12 protein-coding genes are annotated in these 16317 nt (G+C 68.6%); 5 read left to right on the forward strand and 7 right to left on the reverse strand.

Annotated features, from left to right (window positions below; translation table 11 throughout):
• Positions 1-89: 89 nt before the first annotated feature.
• Positions 90-3290, forward strand: coding sequence for a pilus assembly protein (locus GA0116996_RS04235; protein WP_092308378.1), 3201 nt, complete (start codon positions 90-92; stop codon positions 3288-3290).
• Between the two features lie 20 nt (positions 3291-3310).
• On the opposite strand, the gene GA0116996_RS04240 is transcribed toward GA0116996_RS04235, so the two are convergent.
• The 7 genes from GA0116996_RS04240 to ilvA form a co-directional block, all read right to left on the reverse strand.
• On the reverse strand, positions 3311-4804 hold the full coding sequence (locus GA0116996_RS04240; RefSeq protein WP_092307607.1) for an efflux transporter outer membrane subunit: 1494 nt from the start codon (positions 4802-4804) through the stop codon (positions 3311-3313).
• Between the two features lie 11 nt (positions 4805-4815).
• On the reverse strand, positions 4816-5961 hold the full coding sequence (locus GA0116996_RS04245) for an ABC transporter permease (protein WP_092307609.1): 1146 nt from the start codon (positions 5959-5961) through the stop codon (positions 4816-4818).
• Positions 5958-6917, reverse strand: a complete 960-nt coding sequence (locus GA0116996_RS04250) for an ABC transporter ATP-binding protein (protein ID WP_092307611.1) — start codon at positions 6915-6917, stop codon at positions 5958-5960. The genes GA0116996_RS04245 and GA0116996_RS04250 overlap by 4 nt, the downstream gene beginning before the upstream one ends.
• Complete coding sequence (locus tag GA0116996_RS04255; protein ID WP_092307613.1) at positions 6914-7903, reverse strand: HlyD family secretion protein; 990 nt, start codon at positions 7901-7903, stop codon at positions 6914-6916. The genes GA0116996_RS04250 and GA0116996_RS04255 overlap by 4 nt, the downstream gene beginning before the upstream one ends.
• Entirely contained in the window at positions 7900-8637 is a 738-nt protein-coding gene (locus GA0116996_RS04260) for a TetR/AcrR family transcriptional regulator (protein ID WP_092307614.1), read from the reverse strand. Before GA0116996_RS04260 ends, GA0116996_RS04255 begins: the two co-directional genes overlap by 4 nt.
• A 323-nt stretch (positions 8638-8960) precedes the next feature.
• Positions 8961-9794 carry an NADPH-dependent 7-cyano-7-deazaguanine reductase QueF gene (gene queF, locus GA0116996_RS04265; RefSeq protein ID WP_018008743.1) on the reverse strand — a complete coding sequence of 278 codons (834 nt, stop codon included), beginning with the start codon at positions 9792-9794 and terminating at the stop codon, positions 8961-8963.
• 16 nt (positions 9795-9810) lie between these two features.
• Complete coding sequence (gene ilvA, locus GA0116996_RS04270) at positions 9811-11349, reverse strand: threonine ammonia-lyase, biosynthetic (protein ID WP_092307616.1); 1539 nt, start codon at positions 11347-11349, stop codon at positions 9811-9813.
• Between the two features lie 305 nt (positions 11350-11654).
• On the opposite strand from ilvA, the gene otsB reads away from it, so the two are divergent.
• The 4 genes from otsB to GA0116996_RS04290 all read left to right on the forward strand — a co-directional run bounded on the left by otsB (position 11655) and on the right by GA0116996_RS04290 (position 16216).
• On the forward strand, positions 11655-12461 hold the full coding sequence (otsB, locus tag GA0116996_RS04275) for a trehalose-phosphatase (RefSeq protein WP_092307618.1): 807 nt from the start codon (positions 11655-11657) through the stop codon (positions 12459-12461).
• 13 nt (positions 12462-12474) lie between these two features.
• The gene (locus GA0116996_RS04280) at positions 12475-14340 is read left to right on the forward strand and encodes a glycoside hydrolase family 15 protein (RefSeq protein ID WP_092307619.1); all 1866 of its coding nucleotides are present in this window, start codon (positions 12475-12477) and stop codon (positions 14338-14340) included.
• A gap of 76 nt (positions 14341-14416) precedes the next feature.
• Positions 14417-15808 (forward strand): alpha,alpha-trehalose-phosphate synthase (UDP-forming), encoded by a 1392-nt coding sequence (gene otsA, locus GA0116996_RS04285; RefSeq protein ID WP_018008747.1) that lies wholly within the window; start codon positions 14417-14419, stop codon positions 15806-15808.
• A gap of 54 nt (positions 15809-15862) precedes the next feature.
• Positions 15863-16216, forward strand: a complete 354-nt coding sequence (locus GA0116996_RS04290) for a 4a-hydroxytetrahydrobiopterin dehydratase (protein WP_092307621.1) — start codon at positions 15863-15865, stop codon at positions 16214-16216.
• The last annotated feature ends 101 nt before the right edge of the window (positions 16217-16317 follow it).

Consider the following 16317-nt stretch of genomic DNA (forward strand, 5'->3'; position numbering starts at 1 on the left):
GAACCCGCATGACGAACCCTGCCCGCCGCCGTTGCGTCTCGAACATGAACCTTCGCCTGCGCACCTGTTTCACGCATGCCGGCTTCGCCATGCTGCTGACCCTCGTCGGATGGCAAGGAGCACGGGCGGAAGACATTGACCTGTTCACCGGCCTGCAGACCAATGCCGGCACCAAGCCCAACGTCCTGTTGCTGCTCGACAATGCCTCGACCTGGAATGCCGCCACGACCATCAGGGGCTGCGACACGCCCAACGTCGTCAGCGCCAACAACGCGGGCACCGATGTCGGCGCGATCCAGTGCGCGCTGTACCGCGCGGTCAACACGCTGGTGACCAACCCCCAGCTCAGCGGCAACATCAATATGGGGCTGATGATGTTCGGCACCGGCAACAACGTCGGCGGCAGTTTCCGTCATCCGGCGGCGGCCCCGTACACGCTGCCGGTGATGGATGCCACGAATGGCGCCGAATTTCTCAAGTACATCACGACCATCGATCGCCAGGCCGACAACTCCAACAATTCGCAGGTCGGCGCCGGCATGCAGGAGGCATGGGCCTTCTTCGGAGGCAGGAAGGGCTTGTCGGGCACGCAGTACACCTCGCCCATCACCAATCCCTGCCAGAAGAACTTCGTCATCTATATCGCCAACGCGGTCAACAACGGCAAGCCGCAGGACACCGGATCGGTGGCCTACGATGCGCTGGTGTCGGCGGGTGCCACGACCAGGCAGCTGACCCCGCTCAAGCTCGAGGCCGGCAAGGACAAGTACTCCAGCAACTGGGGCGATGAGTGGGCGCGGTTCATGTACGAGACCGACATCAACGGCAATCTCGACAACAACCAGAACATCATCACCTACACGATTGCGGTCACCGACGGCAGGAACCCGGACTATGTCGAATCGACCCGCAGCATGGCCGACAACGCCGGCGGCAAGCGCTATGTGGTCGAGCTCGGCGATGTCCAGGCAATGGTCGACGCCTTGCTGCAGATCTTCAACGAGATGCAGGCGATCAACAACGTGTTCTCGTCGGTGAGCCTGCCGGTCAGCGTCAACGGGCAGGGTTCGTACCTGAACCAGATCTACATTGGCATGTTCCGGCCCGACGCCACCGCGGCGCCGCGGTGGATGGGCAACCTGAAGCAGTACAAGCTCGGCTACGACAACAAGAACCAGATCGTGGTACTGGACGCCAATCCGCCCGGGCCAAACCAGCAGAGTGCGATCAGCAGCGCCGGCACGGGTTTCATCTCGCCCAATGCCAAGAGCTTCTGGACCGCCGAGCCGCCCCAGGGGTTCAGCGGCAACAGCTATACCGGCAGCGCCGTGGCGGGGTGGCCGGCCAAGGGCTTCTGGGTCAATAGTCCATCGGGCGCCGCGGGCGCGCTGGATTCGGCCGATGGTGTCAGCGGCATCGTTGGCGGCGACGGCGAGATCGTCGAGAAGGGCGGCGCGGGCGAGATGCTGCGTGCGCAGATCGTCAGGGACCAGTCGGGGCGCAAGCTCTATACCTGCCCCAGCGGTGGCTGCAGCAAGACCAGCAAGGCGCTGGTGTCGTTCGATACCGGCAATGCCGCGCTGACCGGCGCGGCTGGACAGTCGGCGCTGAACAGCACTGCGGCCGATGTCGCCAACCTCATCAACTGGGTGCGCGGCCGCGACGTGTACGCGCTCAAGGAAAGCACGGTGGCCGGCAAGGAACTCCAGGCGGGTCCGGGCGGGGACGTGACGGTGCGCGGTTCGGTCCACGGCGACGTACTGCATTCACGGCCGGTGGTGATCAACTACGGCGGCAGTACCGGCGTGGTGGTGTTCTACGGCGCCAACGATGGCGTGTTCCATGCGGTCAACGGCAACCAGGCCAGCGGCATTGGCGGGGTGCGTCCCGGCGGGGAACTGTGGGGCTTCGTCCCGCCAGAGTTTTACGGCAAGCTCAGCCGGCTCTATACCAACGCGCCGGAGGTGCAACTGAGCGGCTCGCCGACCGGCTCGGGCGCCAGGCCGCGCGACTACTTCTTCGACGGCACCACCACGGTGTACCAGGACCTGCGCGACCCGTCGAAGCCACGTGTGGTGATCTACTTGACCGCGCGTCGCGGCGGGCGGCTGGTCTATGCGCTGGACGTGACCGATCCGATGGCGCCGCAGTTCTTGTGGAAATCCGACAGTGGCGCGATTGCGGAGCTCGGCCAGACCTGGTCGCAACCGCGCGTGATCCGCGTCAAGGGTTATGACAACCCGCTGGTGGTGATGGGTGCCGGCTACGATCCGGGCGAGGACGCGGAGCCGTCGAAGGGCGGCGGCAGCGGCGCGCAGGGGCGCGGTGTCATTGTCTTCGACGCGTTCGAAGGCAATGTGGTGCGCGCCTGGCTGGCGAATTGCTCCGGCCTCGCCGACACGGTCTGCAGTACGCCGGCCGGCATGAGCCGCGCGATCCCGTCCGACGTGGCGGTGGTCGATCGCAACGGCGACGCGCTGGTCGACAAGGGCTATGTCGGCGACGTCGGCGGCAATATCTGGCGGCTCGATTTCGAGACGGCGGCCGGCACCGGGCCGGCTGCGTGGACGCTGGGCAAGTTCGCCGCGCTGGGCGGCGCACAGGATACCAACGACGCGCGCAAGTTCATGTACCCGCCCGACGTCATCACCACCGGGGGCTACGATGCGGTGATGATCGGCAGCGGCGACCGCGAGCATCCGCTATATACCACCAGCACCACGCCGGGACTGGCCTACAACGTCGTCAACCGGTTCTACATGCTGAAGGACACCGCACTCACCGGCGGTTTGCCATCGACCTGGACGCCGCTGACCGAGAGCAGCCTGTTCGACGCCACCACCACCGAATACGCCGATGCGACCACCGCAAAAGGCTTCTACCTGACCTTGGGCGCCGGCGAGAAGGTGGTCAACGCACCCCTCACCGTGGCTGGCTATACCTACTTCGGGACCAACCAGCCAAGCGTTCCCAAGCCCGGCGCCTGCTATCCCGACCTTGGCACTGCTCGCGGATATGCAGTGTCGTTCCTGACCGGCAAGGGCATCAACAATAACCGCTACGTGGTGTTCAATAATGGTGGCCTGCCGCCGTCGCCGGTGTTCGGCGTGGTTGCCGTCACGGACAAGTCGGGCAACACCAGCAACGTGCCGGTGCTGATCGGTGGCGGCAATCAGACCGGTCCCGGGGGTGGCGACAATACTTCGTCGCTGGGCGCGCAGAAAATCTCCCCGCCCGGCATCGGCAAGCGCAAGCGTACCTACTGGTACACCCAGACCGACAAAAAGTGAATGCCATCGGCGCTGCCGCGCTAGCGTGATGACACCGCCGCCGCATTCGTGTCCGGCGGCTCCTGCCACCACCCACCCCCCAGCGCCTGCAGCAGCGCCGCCGAATCCGCCAGCCGGTCGGCGCGCGCCTGCGCCAGTTTCAGCGCGGCCTGGCGCGACTGCCGTTCGGCATCCAGCAGCGCCAGCTGGCTGACGCCGCCGAGGCGGTACTGCTCCGACACCACCGCCAGCGTATCGCGCGCCTGGCGCGCGCTGTCGGCGCGTTCGCGCAGCGCGGCGGCGTCGGCCTCGAGCGCGCGCAGCGCGTCGGCGACATCCTGCAGGCCCTGCAGCACGGCTTGCCGGTACGCGGCCAGCGACTGCTCATACGCAGCTTGCGCGGCGCGCTTGCGCGCCTGCAGTTCGCCACCGCGGAAGACCGGCTGCACCAGGCCGGCGGCCAGGCTCCAGACGTTGAGGCTGCTGAACAGGTCGCGCGCCGCGGTGGCCTGCGTGCCGCCGCTGGCGCTCAGCGTGACCTGCGGATAGAGGTTGGCGGTGGCCACGCCGATATTGGCCGAGGCCTGGTGCAGCAGCGCCTCGGCCGCGCGGATATCGGGCCGGCGGCGCGCCAGCGTGGCGGGCAGGCTGAGCGGCAGCGTGTCGGGCAGGTGCAGCGCGTCAAGGTGGAACTCGGGCAGCGCGGCCGAGGCCGGGGTCTGGCCCGTGTAGACCGCAAGCTGGTGCCGCGTGGCATCGAGCTGGCGTTGCAGCGCCGGCACCAGCGCCTGGGTTTGCGCCAGCTCGGCGCGCCGGCGCTGCACCTCGACGCGTGCCACGCCGCCCGCGCGCAGGCGTGCCTCGGTGATGCCAAGCTGGCGCTGCTGCGCCGCCACCATCGCGGCGGTGTCGGCCAGCTGCGCGCGCAGGCCGGCTTCGCGGATGGCGGCGGTGGCGACGTTGGCGGCCAGCGCCAGGCGCGCGGCCTCGAGCTCGTAGCGCTGGTAGTCCACCACGGCCTGCAGGCCCTCCAGCTCGCGCCGCTGGCCGCCGAACAGGTCCAGCGCATAGGACACCTGCACCGTCGCGCCGTACAGCGTGAACGGGCCGGGGCTGGGGATGGCGGTGATGCCCATCGACTGGAAATCGACCTGCTGGCGCGCGGTGTCCAGCTTCGCGTCGATGGCAGGCCAGCGCGTCGCGCCGGTGCGGGCGGCCAGGTTCTCGCGAGCTTCCAGCAGCCGCGCGCGGGCCTGCGCCAGCGTCGGGCTGGCCTCCAGCGCACTGCGGATGGTGGCGTCGAGCGCCGGGCTGCGGAACAGCGTCCACCACTGCGCCGGCACATCGGCGCCGGCCGCCAGCGTCTGCGCGTGGGCCTGGCCCGGCGCGCCGGCACCGTCCGCGGCAACGGTGGCCACCGGCTGCGGACCCGGCACGTAGCCGGCATCGTCCACCGGCGCCGGCGCGCGGAAATCGGGGCCGACCGCGCAGCCGCACAGCAGCGCGGCGGCGAACAGGGACGTGAGTCGTTGCATGGCCCGCTCCTTCAATCGAGCGTGCGCCGGTAGAAGCGCACCGCGATCAGCATCACCACCACGATAAACAGCGCCATCGGCCACACATTGGGCCACAGCTCGAACCAGCCGTTGCCCTTGAGCAGGATGCCGCGCACCATGCGGTGGAAGTAGGTCATCGGCAGGATGTTGCCGATCGCCTGCGCCCAGCCCGGCATGCCGGCAAACGGGAACATGAAGCCGGACAGCAGGATGTTGGGCAGGAAGTAGAAGAAGGTCAGCTGCATCGCCTGCAGCTGGTTCCGCGCCAGCGACGACAGCGTGATGCCCACGGTGAGGTTGGCCGCGATAAACAGCAGCGCCGCCAGGTACACCGCCAGCACCGACCCGACAAAGGGCACGCTGAAGATCCAGCGCGCGGCCAGCAGCACGATGGTCGACTGGATCAGGCCGATGAAGATGTACGGCACGATCTTGCCGGTCATCACTTCGATCGGCCGCACCGGCGTGGCCAGCAGGTTCTCCATGGTGCCGCGCTCGCGTTCGCGCGTCATCGCCAGCCCGGTCATCATCACCATGGTCATCGACAGGATCACGCCCATCAGCCCGGGAATGATGTTGTACTGGGTGATGCCTTCGGGGTTGTAGAGCCGCTGCACCTGCACCTCGAACGGCGGCTTGCCGCCGGCCAGCGGCGCCAGCGCTCCCTTCAGATCGTGCGCGGCGACGCGGTAGGGCAGCTGCGCCAGCGCGGCGATGGCCTGGCCGGTGGCGGCGGGGTCGGTGGCATCGGCCTCGACCAGCAGCGCGGGCCGCTCGCCGCGCAGCAGCCGGCGCGTGAAGTCGGGCGGGATGGTCAGCACGAACTGCACTTCGCCCTTCATCAGCGCCTCGCGCCCGGCCCGCTCGTCGGGCAGCGTGCCGACCAGCCGGAAGTAGGTCGATTGCTCCATGCTGGCGACGAACGAGCGCGTGAACTCGCTCTGGTCCGCGGCGATCACCGCGGTTGGCAGCTGGCGCGGATCGGTGTTGATGGCAAAGCCGAACAGCAGCAGCTGCATGATCGGCAGGCCGACGATCATGCCGAAGGTGACGCGGTCGCGCCGCAGCTGCAGGAACTCCTTCAGCACGATGCTCCACCAGCGCTGCAGCGAGAAACGCGCCGGAGCGGTCGTCATGACGCCTCCTTTTTCTTGCGCGCCATGTTGTCCTCGGCCCCGCTCATCATGTGGATGAACACGTCTTCCAGGCTGGTCTGGGCCTGCTCGATGCGCCGGCCCGGGCCTGCCAGGCGCGCGAGGGTGTCGGCCAGCGCCTGCGCATCGCGCCCGGTCACGTGCAGCGCGGTGCCGAAGGCCACGGTCTGCTCCACGCCCGGCGCGCCCTGCAGCTGCGCCGACAGCGTCGCGAGGTCGTCGCCTTCCACGCTCCAGGTCGACAGCCGCTGGCTTGCCACCACTTCATCGGCGGTGCCCTGCGCCAGCAGCCTGCCGTAGGCGATATAAGCCAGCTTGTGGCAGCGCTCGGCCTCGTCCATGTAGTGCGTGCTGACCAGCACCGAGATGCCGCGCGCGGCCAGCTGGTGCAACTGCTCCCAGAACTCGCGCCGCGCCTTGGGATCCACGCCGGCGGTGGGCTCGTCGAGCAGCAGCAGCTCGGGCTCGTGCAGCAGGCAGGCCGCCAGCGCCAGGCGCTGCTTCCAGCCGCCCGACAGCGCGCCGGCCAGCTGCGCCGAGCGCGTCGCCAGGCCCAGGTCTTCGAGCGCGCGCTCGACCGCCTCGCGCCGGTTCGGCATGCCGTACACGCGCGCGACGAAGTCCAGGTTCTCGCGGATCGACAGGTCGTCCCAGTACGAGAACTTCTGCGTCATATAGCCGACGCGGCGCTTGATCTCGTCGGACTCGGTCAGGATGTCGTAGCCCAGGCAGGTGCCTGTGCCGGAGTCCGGCGTCAGCAGCCCGCACATCATGCGGATCGAGGTGGTCTTGCCGCTGCCGTTGGGGCCGAGGAAGCCGAAGATCTCGCCGCGCGCCACCTGCATGCTGAGGTCGTTGACCACATGCTTGTCGCCGAAGTGCTTGTTCAGGCCGCGCACGTCGATGGCGAGGCCGTTGCCGTTGGCGGTCGTGTTCATTGCCGCACCACTTCCACCGGCTGCCCGGGCCGCAGCTTGGGCGCATCGGCGGCCGACGGGCGCGCCTCGACCAGGAACACCAGCTTGCGCCGGGTCTCGTTGCTGTAGATCACCGGCGGCGTGTACTCGGCCTCGTTGGCGACATAGCTGATGGTGGCCGCCACCGGCGCGGCGCAGCCGTCGCAGCGCACCTGCACCGCCTGGCCGTTGCGCAGCGCGCCGACCACGGTTTCCGGCACATAGAAGCGCACCTTGACGTTGCCCGGCGGCAGCATGCGCACCACCGGGCTGCCGGCAGGCACCCATTCGCCCAGGCGGTAGGGCACGTCGTAGACCAGCCCGGCCTGCGTGGCGGCCACGGTCTTGCGCGACAGCTTCCACTGCGCCTGCGCCAGCGCGGCGCGCGCGGCCGCCACCTGTGCGGCCTGGGCTGCCTGCTGCGCATCGCGGCCAGGCAGGCGCGCCACGTCGATATCGCGCTGCAGTTCGCGCACGCGCGCGGCGTCGCTGCTGGCCTGCGCGCGCGATTCGTCGAGCTGCGCCTGGGCGATGCCGCCGATCTCGTACTGGCGCTGGTCGCGCCGCAGGGCCGCGGCGCTGCGCTGGGCCTGGGCCTGCGCCTGCGCAAGCTGGGCCCGGCTGACCTCGACCTCGAGCGGACGCTTGCCGGTCTTGAGGTCCTGCAGCGTGGCTTCGGCGGCGCGCAGCTGGTCCTCGGCCTGTTGGCGCGCTGCGCGCTCGTCGTCGGCTTCCAGCGCGAACAGCGCGGCGCCCTGGCCAACCTGCTGGCCGCGCTGCACCGAGAGCGCGTCGAGGCGCCCGGCGAAGGGCGAGGCCACGCTGACGAATTCGCCTTCGACGTAGCCTTGCCAGGTGTCGGTGCGGGCGTTGCCGCAAGCGGCGGCAAGCCATGCGGCGGCGAGCAGGGCGGTGCCTCGCAGCGCCGTGCGCAGGCGCGGACGATGGAGGGAAGCAGCGTGGTTCATGCGGACTCCGGGAAATGCCGGGCCGTGCGGCCCTTCCGTTTGGCGGCGCCTGCGGGCGCCGTCCGGACGGCCGTGGCCGGCGCCGCGGACAGCCCATGCGTCAGCAGCGCCGTGACATGGCGCACCAGCGCGTCGGTATCGACCGCCTCCGCGCCGGGCAGCCGGCGCCAGATATGCGTGGTGGCCAGCGGCAACAGCGTCAGCCCGATCAGCGACGGCACCACCAGCGCCGGCTCCAGGCCGGGATTGAGCTGCCCGCGCGCAATCGCCGCCTGCAGCGGCGCCATCAGCGCGCCGGCGCGTTCCAGCGCAAAGCGCCTGAGCACGCGCTCGCGCAGCGCGCCGTCGTCGCTGGCCACTTCGCGAATCCACAGTCCCGGAAACCACGAGGCGTCGGCGACGGCGCGGATCAGCCGGGTGGCGATGCCGACCAGCATCGCCAGCGGCTCATCGCCGGGCTGGCTGCCGGCAAAGAAGCGGGCCACCAGCGGCTGCACCTTCTCTTCGATCACGGCATCGAGCAGCAGGTCGCGATCGCTGAAGTAGTAGTGCACCAGTGCCGGGGTGACGCCGGCCAGCGCCGCGATAGCCTTGACCGGCGTGCCGGCCACGCCCTGGCGCGAAAAAAGCTCGGTGGCCGCGTCGAGAATGCGCTCGCGCTGGCCGGGCTGGCCCGCCGCCGGTCGGCCCGGACTGCGCCTGGGAGGCTTGGGAGAGGCGGGTGTGCGGGGCATGGCGGCTGTTTTCTGTGCGGCAGGGGTGTGTTCAGCTCATATTAATTTTTTCGTTAATTAATTCAAGGACGGTTACAACTTGAATGCGCGTCGTGGGCGCCTCAGGAGGGATTGTGCTTTCGGGGATATGAGGGGGGAGGCACAGCAAGCAACGTTGCCGTTCCATATGCCGCAGGGCGGTTCCCTCTCCCGCGTGCGGGAGAGGGCTAGGGTGAGGGCGGGAGCATCAACGAAGTGAAGGCCGTCGCTATTGCCACCGCCCGCCTTCACCCCGCCCCTCTCCCGCGAGCGGGAGAGGGGAGCAAACAAGCGGCAGGTGAACGCTACTGCCGCGCATTCCTCTTGTTATCCGGCCATGCCGTATTGAAGTTGGTGCGGAACGGATTGATGTCCAGCCCGCCACGCCGCGTATAGCGCGCATACACCGCCAGCTTCACCGGCTTGCACTGGCGCATCACGTCCATGAAGATCCGCTCGACGCATTGCTCGTGGAACTCGTTGTGATTGCGGAACGAGATCAGGTACTTGAGCAGGCCTTCCTGGTTGATCGGCGCGCCGACGTAGCGGATCTGCACGCTGCCCCAGTCCGGCTGGCCGGTGACCAGGCAGTTGGATTTGAGCAGGTGCGATACCAGCGTCTCTTCCACCGGCGTTTCTTCCTGGTCGGCGCTGAGCAGTTCCGGCGCGGGCTCGTAGCGGTCCACTTCGATGTCGAGGCGGTCCAGCAGCAGGCCGTCGAGCTCGCCCATCTTCTGCGTGCCCAGCTCCGCTTCGGTCACCAGCCGCACCTGCACGGTGCCGCCGGTGGCTTCGGACAGGTCGTGGTGCAGCAGCTGCTGCAGCGCTTCGGGCGAAGCGATCCGGGTCTGGTTGAACGAGTTCAGGTAGAGCTTGAACGACTTGGACTCGATGATGTTGGGCGTGTCCGACGGGATGATGAAGGTGGCCAGCGCCACCTGCGGCTTGCCCTTCAGGTTCAGCCACGACAGCTCGTATGCGTTCCAGATGTCGACGCCGAAGAACGGCACCGGCCGGCCCTCGGGCAGGCCGATCTCGGTGCGCTTGGGCTGGCGCGGGATCGGGAACAGCAGGGTGGCGTCGTACTCGGTCTTGTAGGCCGAGGGCTTGCCCAGCGGCGAGTGTTCAGGAAGGCTCATGGCGCGCTCGGCGGGATCAGGACAGGAACAGCTTGTACACCGGGTTGTCGGTCTCGTCCCAGTGTACGTAACCCAGCGTCGAAAGGAAGGCGCGGAAGGCGCGCTTCTCGTTCTTCGGCACCTGGATGCCGACCAGGATGTTGGAGGTGTCGGCGCCCTGGTTGCGGTAGTGGAACAGGCTGATGTTCCAGTTCGGGCTCATGCTCGACAGGAACTTCATCAGCGCGCCCGGCCGCTCCGGGAACTCGAAGCGGTATAGCAGTTCGTCATGCGCCAGCGCCGAGCGGCCGCCCACCATGTAGCGGATATGCTGCTTGGCGAGTTCGTCGTTGGACAGGTCGAGCGTGTCGAAGCCATGCTTGCGGAAGCTGGCGGCGATCTTGTCGTTCTCGGCGCGGCTGGCGATCTGCACGCCAACGAAGATATGCGCCATGCTGGTGTCGGCGATGCGGTAGTTGAACTCGGTCACGTTGCGCGTGCCCACCAGTTCGCAGAAGCGCTTGAAGCTGCCGCGCTCTTCCGGGATGGTCACGGCGAACACGCCTTCGCGGGCCTCGCCCACCTCGGCGCGCTCGGCGACAAAGCGCAGGCGGTCGAAGTTCATGTTGGCGCCGCAGGCGATCGCCACCAGGTGCTGGCCCTTGAGCTTCTCGCGCTCGGCGTACGCCTTCAGGCCCGCCACCGCCAGCGCGCCGGCCGGCTCGAGGATGCTGCGGGTGTCCTGGAACACGTCCTTCACGCCCGCGCAGATCGCGTCGGTATCGCACAGGATGATGTCGTCGACCAGTTCGCGCGTGATGCGGAAGGTCTCCTTGCCGACCAGCTTGACCGCGGTGCCGTCCGAGAACAGGCCCACCTCCTTCAGCTCGATGCGCTTGCCGGCATCGACCGAGCGCTTCATCGCGTCCGAATCGACCGTCTGCACGCCGATGACCTTGATCTCGGGACGCACCGCCTTGATGTACGCGGCGATGCCGGAGATCAGCCCGCCGCCGCCGATGGCGACGAACACGGCGTGGATGGGGCCCGGGTGCTGGCGCAGGATCTCCATGGCGATGGTGCCCTGGCCGGCGATCACCTCGGGATCGTCGAACGGGTGGATGAAGGTCAGCTTGTGCTTTGTCTCCAGCACCGCGGCGTGGGTGTACGCGTCGCTGTAGGACTCGCCGTGCAGCACGATCTCGACCCACTGGCCGCCGCGCTCGCGCACTGCGTCGATCTTCACCTGCGGCGTGGTCACCGGCATGGCGATGATGGCCTTGCATTGCAGCCGGGCCGCGGCCAGCGCCACGCCTTGCGCGTGGTTGCCGGCCGACGCGGCGATCACGCCGCGCTTCAGTTCTTCCGGCGACAGCGAGGCCATCTTGTTGTACGCGCCGCGCAGCTTGAAGGAAAAGACCGGCTGGGTGTCCTCGCGCTTGAACCAGACCGAGTTGCCGGTGCGGGCCGACAGCTGGTGCGCAAAGGTCAGTTCGGTCTCCTGCGCCACGTCATAGACCTTGGCGGTCAGGATCTTCTTCAAATAATCGGGTCGGGCGGCGGACTGGCGGGTCATGGTCTCGGGGCTGGCCGGCGCGCGCGCGGCAGGCGCACAAAAAAGCCGGGAAATTCTGGCGGAAACCGTCAATGATAAAGGATGCCGGCCTGCCGCACCCGGACCGGGCGGCGCAGCCGCCGCCCGGTACTGGCCCCCGCCAGGCGTGAGCCGCGGCCGCGGAGTGGATCGGCATTCACTCGGGGCGTGGTGGGGACGGCACGCCGGGCCGGCGCCAGGCTTGCATCGTCGCCGGGTTGCGCTTGCGCCATGTAGGACGGCGCCCGGTGGACGCCGGTCAAAACGACGTGTTACGGTTTAACGCGATGCCACAGCTACCGCTAATCGAACCCAATACCGCCCTGTTTCTCGACTTCGACGGCACGCTGGCCGACCTGGCCCCGCGGCCCGAACTGGTGCAGGTCGAACCAGAACTGGTCGGCACGCTGCGCACGCTGTACCAGCGGCTGGACGGCGCGCTGGCCGTCATCTCCGGGCGGCCGATCCTCGAACTCGACCACTTCCTGCAGCCGCTGCAACTGCCCGCGGCCGGCATCCACGGCGCCGAATTCCGCACCGACGGCGGCATGGTGACCAAGACCCCGGCCCCCGGACTCGAGCCCCTGATCCCCCACCTGGAAGCGCTGGTGCACGCCTATCCGGCACTGCGGCTGGAGCGCAAGTCGGTCGCGGTCGCGATCCACTACCGGCAGGCGCCCGAGCTGGCCGGCATCGTGGATGCCGCGGTCACTGACGTATTGCGCCATGCCGTCGGCCTGGAAGCGCTGCCGGGCAAGATGGTGGTCGAGATCAAGCCGGCCGGCGTCGACAAGGGCGATGCCATCGCGGCCTTCATGAAGGCCGCGCCTTTTGCCGAGCGCGTGCCGCTCTTTGCCGGCGACGACATGACCGACGAACCCGGCTTCGCCGCGGTGCGCAAGCTGGGCGGACTGGGTGTGCTGGTGGGCCAGCGCGAGACCGTCGCCGCGGTGAGCGTGCCCGGGCCGGCGGCGCTGCGCAGCTGGCTGCACCGCTCGGCGCATGCGCTGGCGTCATCGGCCAGCGCCGGCGCACCGCGCGCCGTGCCCCACGAGGCCGGGCCAGGCCGGGGCCGGCGCCCCACGACATCGTAAGGGAGAACCTGCCGTGACCAACCCGAGCAGCCCGGCCGAGCTGGGCAAGCCGCCGAGCGAAGGCGTGAATCGAACCGTCGACGGCGGCACGCGCTTCGCCAACCCGTCGCTGTCGCTTGGCATGATCGGCAACTGCGCCATCTCGGCGCTGGTCGATTGCCGCGGACGCATCGTCTGGACCTGCCTGCCGCGCTTCGACGGCGACCCGGTGTTCAATGCGCTGCTGGACCCGAGCGAGAACGCCGGCCATTTCTCGATCGAGATCGAGGACTTCCATTCGTCGCGGCAGTGGTACGAGCCCAATACCGCGGTGCTGCGTACGCGGCTGACGGATATCCACGGCAACTGCCTGGAGATCACCGACTTCGCCCCGCGCTTTTTTCGGCTCGGGCGCTATTTCCGCCCGACCACGCTGATTCGCCGCATCCGCCCGGTGCGCGGCGCGCCGCGCGTGCGCGTGGTGGTAGCGCCGCGCTTCGAATGGGGCCGCAAGGCGCCGCAGGTCACGCGCGGCAGCAGCCACGTGCGCTACATCGGCGACGACATGACGCTGCGCATGACCACCGACGCACCGCTTGCCTACGTGCTGTCGCACACGCCGTTCCTGGTCACGCGCGGGCATAACTTCATCCTCGGCCCGGACGAGACCCTGGCGCACGGCGTGGAAGAGACCGCGCGCGACTTCGAGCAGGAGACCACCGCCTACTGGCGGCTGTGGAGCCGACGCCTGGCGGTGCCGCGCGAATGGCAGGACGCGGTGATCCGCGCCGCCATCACGCTGAAGATGTCGCTGTACGAAGAGACCGGCGCCATCGTCGCGGCCATGACCACCAGCATTCCGGAAGCACCGGGCAGCGGCCGCAACTGGGACTACCGCTTCTGCTGGCTGCGCGACGCGTTTTTCGTGGTGCGCGCGCTCAACAGCCTGTCCGAGGTCGGCACCATGGAGGACTACCTGCGCTGGCTCTCCAACGTGGTGATGCAGTCGCAGGACGGCCATATCCAGCCGCTCTATGGCATCGGCCTGGAGCGCGAGCTGCCCGAAAGCATGCTCGACCACCTGCCGGGCTACCGCGGCATGGGGCCGGTGCGGGTGGGCAACCAGGCGCAGGAGCACTTCCAGCACGACGTCTATGGCAACGTGGTGCTGGGCGCGGCGCAGGCCTTCCATGACCACCGGCTGCTGCATCGCGGCGGTCCGGCCGAGTTCGGCCGCCTCGAAGCGGTGGGCGAGCAGGCGGTGCGGGTGTTCGGCACGCCCGACGCCGGCATGTGGGAGCTGCGCACGCGCGCGCGCGTGCATACCTCGTCGGCGCTGATGAGCTGGGCCGCCTGCGACCGGCTCGCCAAGGTGGCCGAGAAGCTGGTGCTGCCCGAGCGCGCCGCCTACTGGCACGGCCACGCCGGGCGCATGAAGGAACGCATCCTGGCCGAGTCGTGGAGCGAATCGCGCCAGGCTTTCGCCGAGAGCTTCGGCGGGCGCGAACTGGACGCCAGCGTGCTGCTGATGGCCGAAGTCAACTTCATCGACCCGCGCGACCCGCGCTTTATCGCCACCGTCAAGGCGCTGGAGACCTCGCTGTGCGACGGCCCCTATATGCGCCGCTACGAGGCCCCGGACGACTTCGGCAAGCCCGAGACCGCGTTCAATATCTGCACCTTCTGGCGCATCGACGCGCTCGCGCGCATCGGCCGCCGCGACGAGGCGCGCGCAATCTTCGAGGCCATGCTGGCCGCGCGCAACCCGCTCGGGCTGCTGTCCGAGGATACCCATCCGGTGACGGGCGAGATGTGGGGCAATTTCCCGCAAACTTATTCGATGGTGGGCCTGATCAATGGCGCCATGCGGCTGTCGGCGCCGTGGGACACGGTGATCTGAGCCTGGAACGCGGCGCGGCAGCCCGGGCACGGCAGGCAGCGACCGCGCAAACAACAAGGGACCAAGAAAAAGATTTATGCCAAGACTTGTAGCGGTATCCAACCGGGTCGCAGATCCCCGCAACGTGGCCGCGGGCGGCCTGGCCGTCGCGCTTTCCGAAGCCCTGCGGCAGACCGGCGGCCTGTGGTTCGGCTGGAGCGGCAAGGCGCTGGAAACCGCCCAGGGCGGCACCCCCGGCGAAGGCGACCTGCACTTGCAGCAGGCCGGCAATGTCACGCTGGCCACCGTCGACCTGAGCCGCGAGGACCACGACGCCTACTACCTGGGCTACAGCAACGGCGTGCTGTGGCCGGTGTTCCACTACCGGCTCGACCTGGCGGATTTCGATTCCAACTTTTTGAACGGCTACCGGCGCGTGAACCAACTGTTCGCGCGCAAGCTGGCGCCGCTGCTGCAGCCCGACGACATCATCTGGATCCACGACTACCACCTGATCCCGCTGGCGTCCGAGCTGCGCGCGATCGGCTGCGGGCAGAAGATCGGCTTCTTCCTGCACGTGCCGCTGCCGCCGCCGCTGATCCTGGCCGCGATTCCGCAGCACGAGTGGCTGATGCGCGCGCTCTTTGCCTACGACCTGCTCGGTTTCCAGAGCCATGCCGACGTCGAGCATTTCTCGCGCTACGTGCAGGCCGAGGCGCAGGCCGAGCCGATGGGCGAGCATCGCTACCGCGCCTTCCACCGCACCGTGCGGGCGCAGGCGTTCCCGATCGGCATCGACGTCGACGAGTTCATGGAGCTGGGCCGCGGCGAGGAAGCGCAGGAAACCTACGAGATGATGTGCGCGCAATATGCGCGCCGCCGGCTGCTGCTGGGCATCGACCGGCTCGACTATTCCAAGGGCCTGCCGCAGCGGCTCAAGGCGTTCTACCGGCTGCTGGCCGAATACCCCGAGAACCGCTCGAGCGCAACGCTGGTGCAGATTGCCGCGCCCTCGCGCGAATCGGTCGACGCCTACGTCGACCTGCGCCGCGAGATGGAGCAGCTGAGCGGCTCGATCAACGGCGAATTCGGTGAGCTGGACTGGATGCCGGTGCGCTATATCCACCGCACCACCGCGCGCAAGCGGCTGCCCGGTCTGTGCCGCGCCAGCCGCGTGGCGCTGGTGACGCCGCTGCGCGACGGCATGAACCTGGTGGCCAAGGAATTCATCGCGGCGCAGGACCCGGAGGATCCGGGCGTGCTGGTGCTGTCGCGCTTTGCCGGCGCCGCCGAGCAACTGCGCGAGGCGCTGCTGGTCAACCCCTACGACACGCGCGCCACCGCGCAGGCGATCCAGCAGGCGCTGCACATGCCGCTGGCCGAGCGCCAGCAGCGCCACCAGAAACTGCTGGAGCGCATCCGCGCGCAGGATGTGCACTGGTGGAGCCGGGAATACCTGCGCGCACTGACTGAGACCGAGGGCGCATAGCGCGCGGCGCGTTCCTGCATAGGGCAGGGCGCGTTCCGGTCGGGGAGCAAGACCATGAGCGAAAACCTGGCAGCGCAATCCTGCACGCCTTGCCGCGGCGGCGTGCCGCCGCTGACGCCCGATGAGGCCGAGGCCCTGCTGCAGCAGGCGCCCGGCTGGGAGCTGGCCGATGGCGCGACGCGGCTCGAACGGCGTTTTACCTTCGGCAATTTCGCGCAGGCGCTGGCGTTCGTGACCGGCGTCGGCCAGCTGGCCGAGGCGCAGGGGCATCATCCCGAGATCAGCTTTGGCTGGGGACATGCGACGGTGTCGTGGCGCACCAAGAAGATCAAGGGCTTGCACCGCAATGATTTCATCATGGCGGTGAAGACTACGGAGCTGGCCGAGGGGCAGGACGGGGGCGGCTGAGGCTGCCGCGGCTGCCGAGCTGCCTGGCAGCGTTGCCGTTTGAACCACCGCAAGCCGGTTCCCTCTCCCGCTCGCGGGAGAGGGGAGCACGCAAGCGGCAG

The organism is Cupriavidus alkaliphilus (assembly GCF_900094595.1).
Lineage (GTDB): Bacteria > Pseudomonadota > Gammaproteobacteria > Burkholderiales > Burkholderiaceae > Cupriavidus > Cupriavidus alkaliphilus.

What these genes read in the sequence shown, in the direction of transcription:
- otsA (WP_018008747.1), top strand. Translation starts at nt 14,417, where the DNA reads ATGCCAAGACTTGTAGCGGTATCCAACCGGGTCGCAGATCCCCGCAAC.
- queF (WP_018008743.1), bottom strand. Translation starts at nt 9,794, where the DNA reads ATGAGCCTTCCTGAACACTCGCCGCTGGGCAAGCCCTCGGCCTACAAG.
- GA0116996_RS04290 (WP_092307621.1), top strand. Translation starts at nt 15,863, where the DNA reads ATGAGCGAAAACCTGGCAGCGCAATCCTGCACGCCTTGCCGCGGCGGC.
- GA0116996_RS04250 (WP_092307611.1), bottom strand. Translation starts at nt 6,917, where the DNA reads ATGAACACGACCGCCAACGGCAACGGCCTCGCCATCGACGTGCGCGGC.
- GA0116996_RS04235 (WP_092308378.1), top strand. Translation starts at nt 90, where the DNA reads ATGCTGCTGACCCTCGTCGGATGGCAAGGAGCACGGGCGGAAGACATT.
- GA0116996_RS04245 (WP_092307609.1), bottom strand. Translation starts at nt 5,961, where the DNA reads ATGACGACCGCTCCGGCGCGTTTCTCGCTGCAGCGCTGGTGGAGCATC.
- GA0116996_RS04260 (WP_092307614.1), bottom strand. Translation starts at nt 8,637, where the DNA reads ATGCCCCGCACACCCGCCTCTCCCAAGCCTCCCAGGCGCAGTCCGGGC.
- ilvA (WP_092307616.1), bottom strand. Translation starts at nt 11,349, where the DNA reads ATGACCCGCCAGTCCGCCGCCCGACCCGATTATTTGAAGAAGATCCTG.
- otsB (WP_092307618.1), top strand. Translation starts at nt 11,655, where the DNA reads ATGCCACAGCTACCGCTAATCGAACCCAATACCGCCCTGTTTCTCGAC.
- GA0116996_RS04240 (WP_092307607.1), bottom strand. Translation starts at nt 4,804, where the DNA reads ATGCAACGACTCACGTCCCTGTTCGCCGCCGCGCTGCTGTGCGGCTGC.
- GA0116996_RS04255 (WP_092307613.1), bottom strand. Translation starts at nt 7,903, where the DNA reads ATGAACCACGCTGCTTCCCTCCATCGTCCGCGCCTGCGCACGGCGCTG.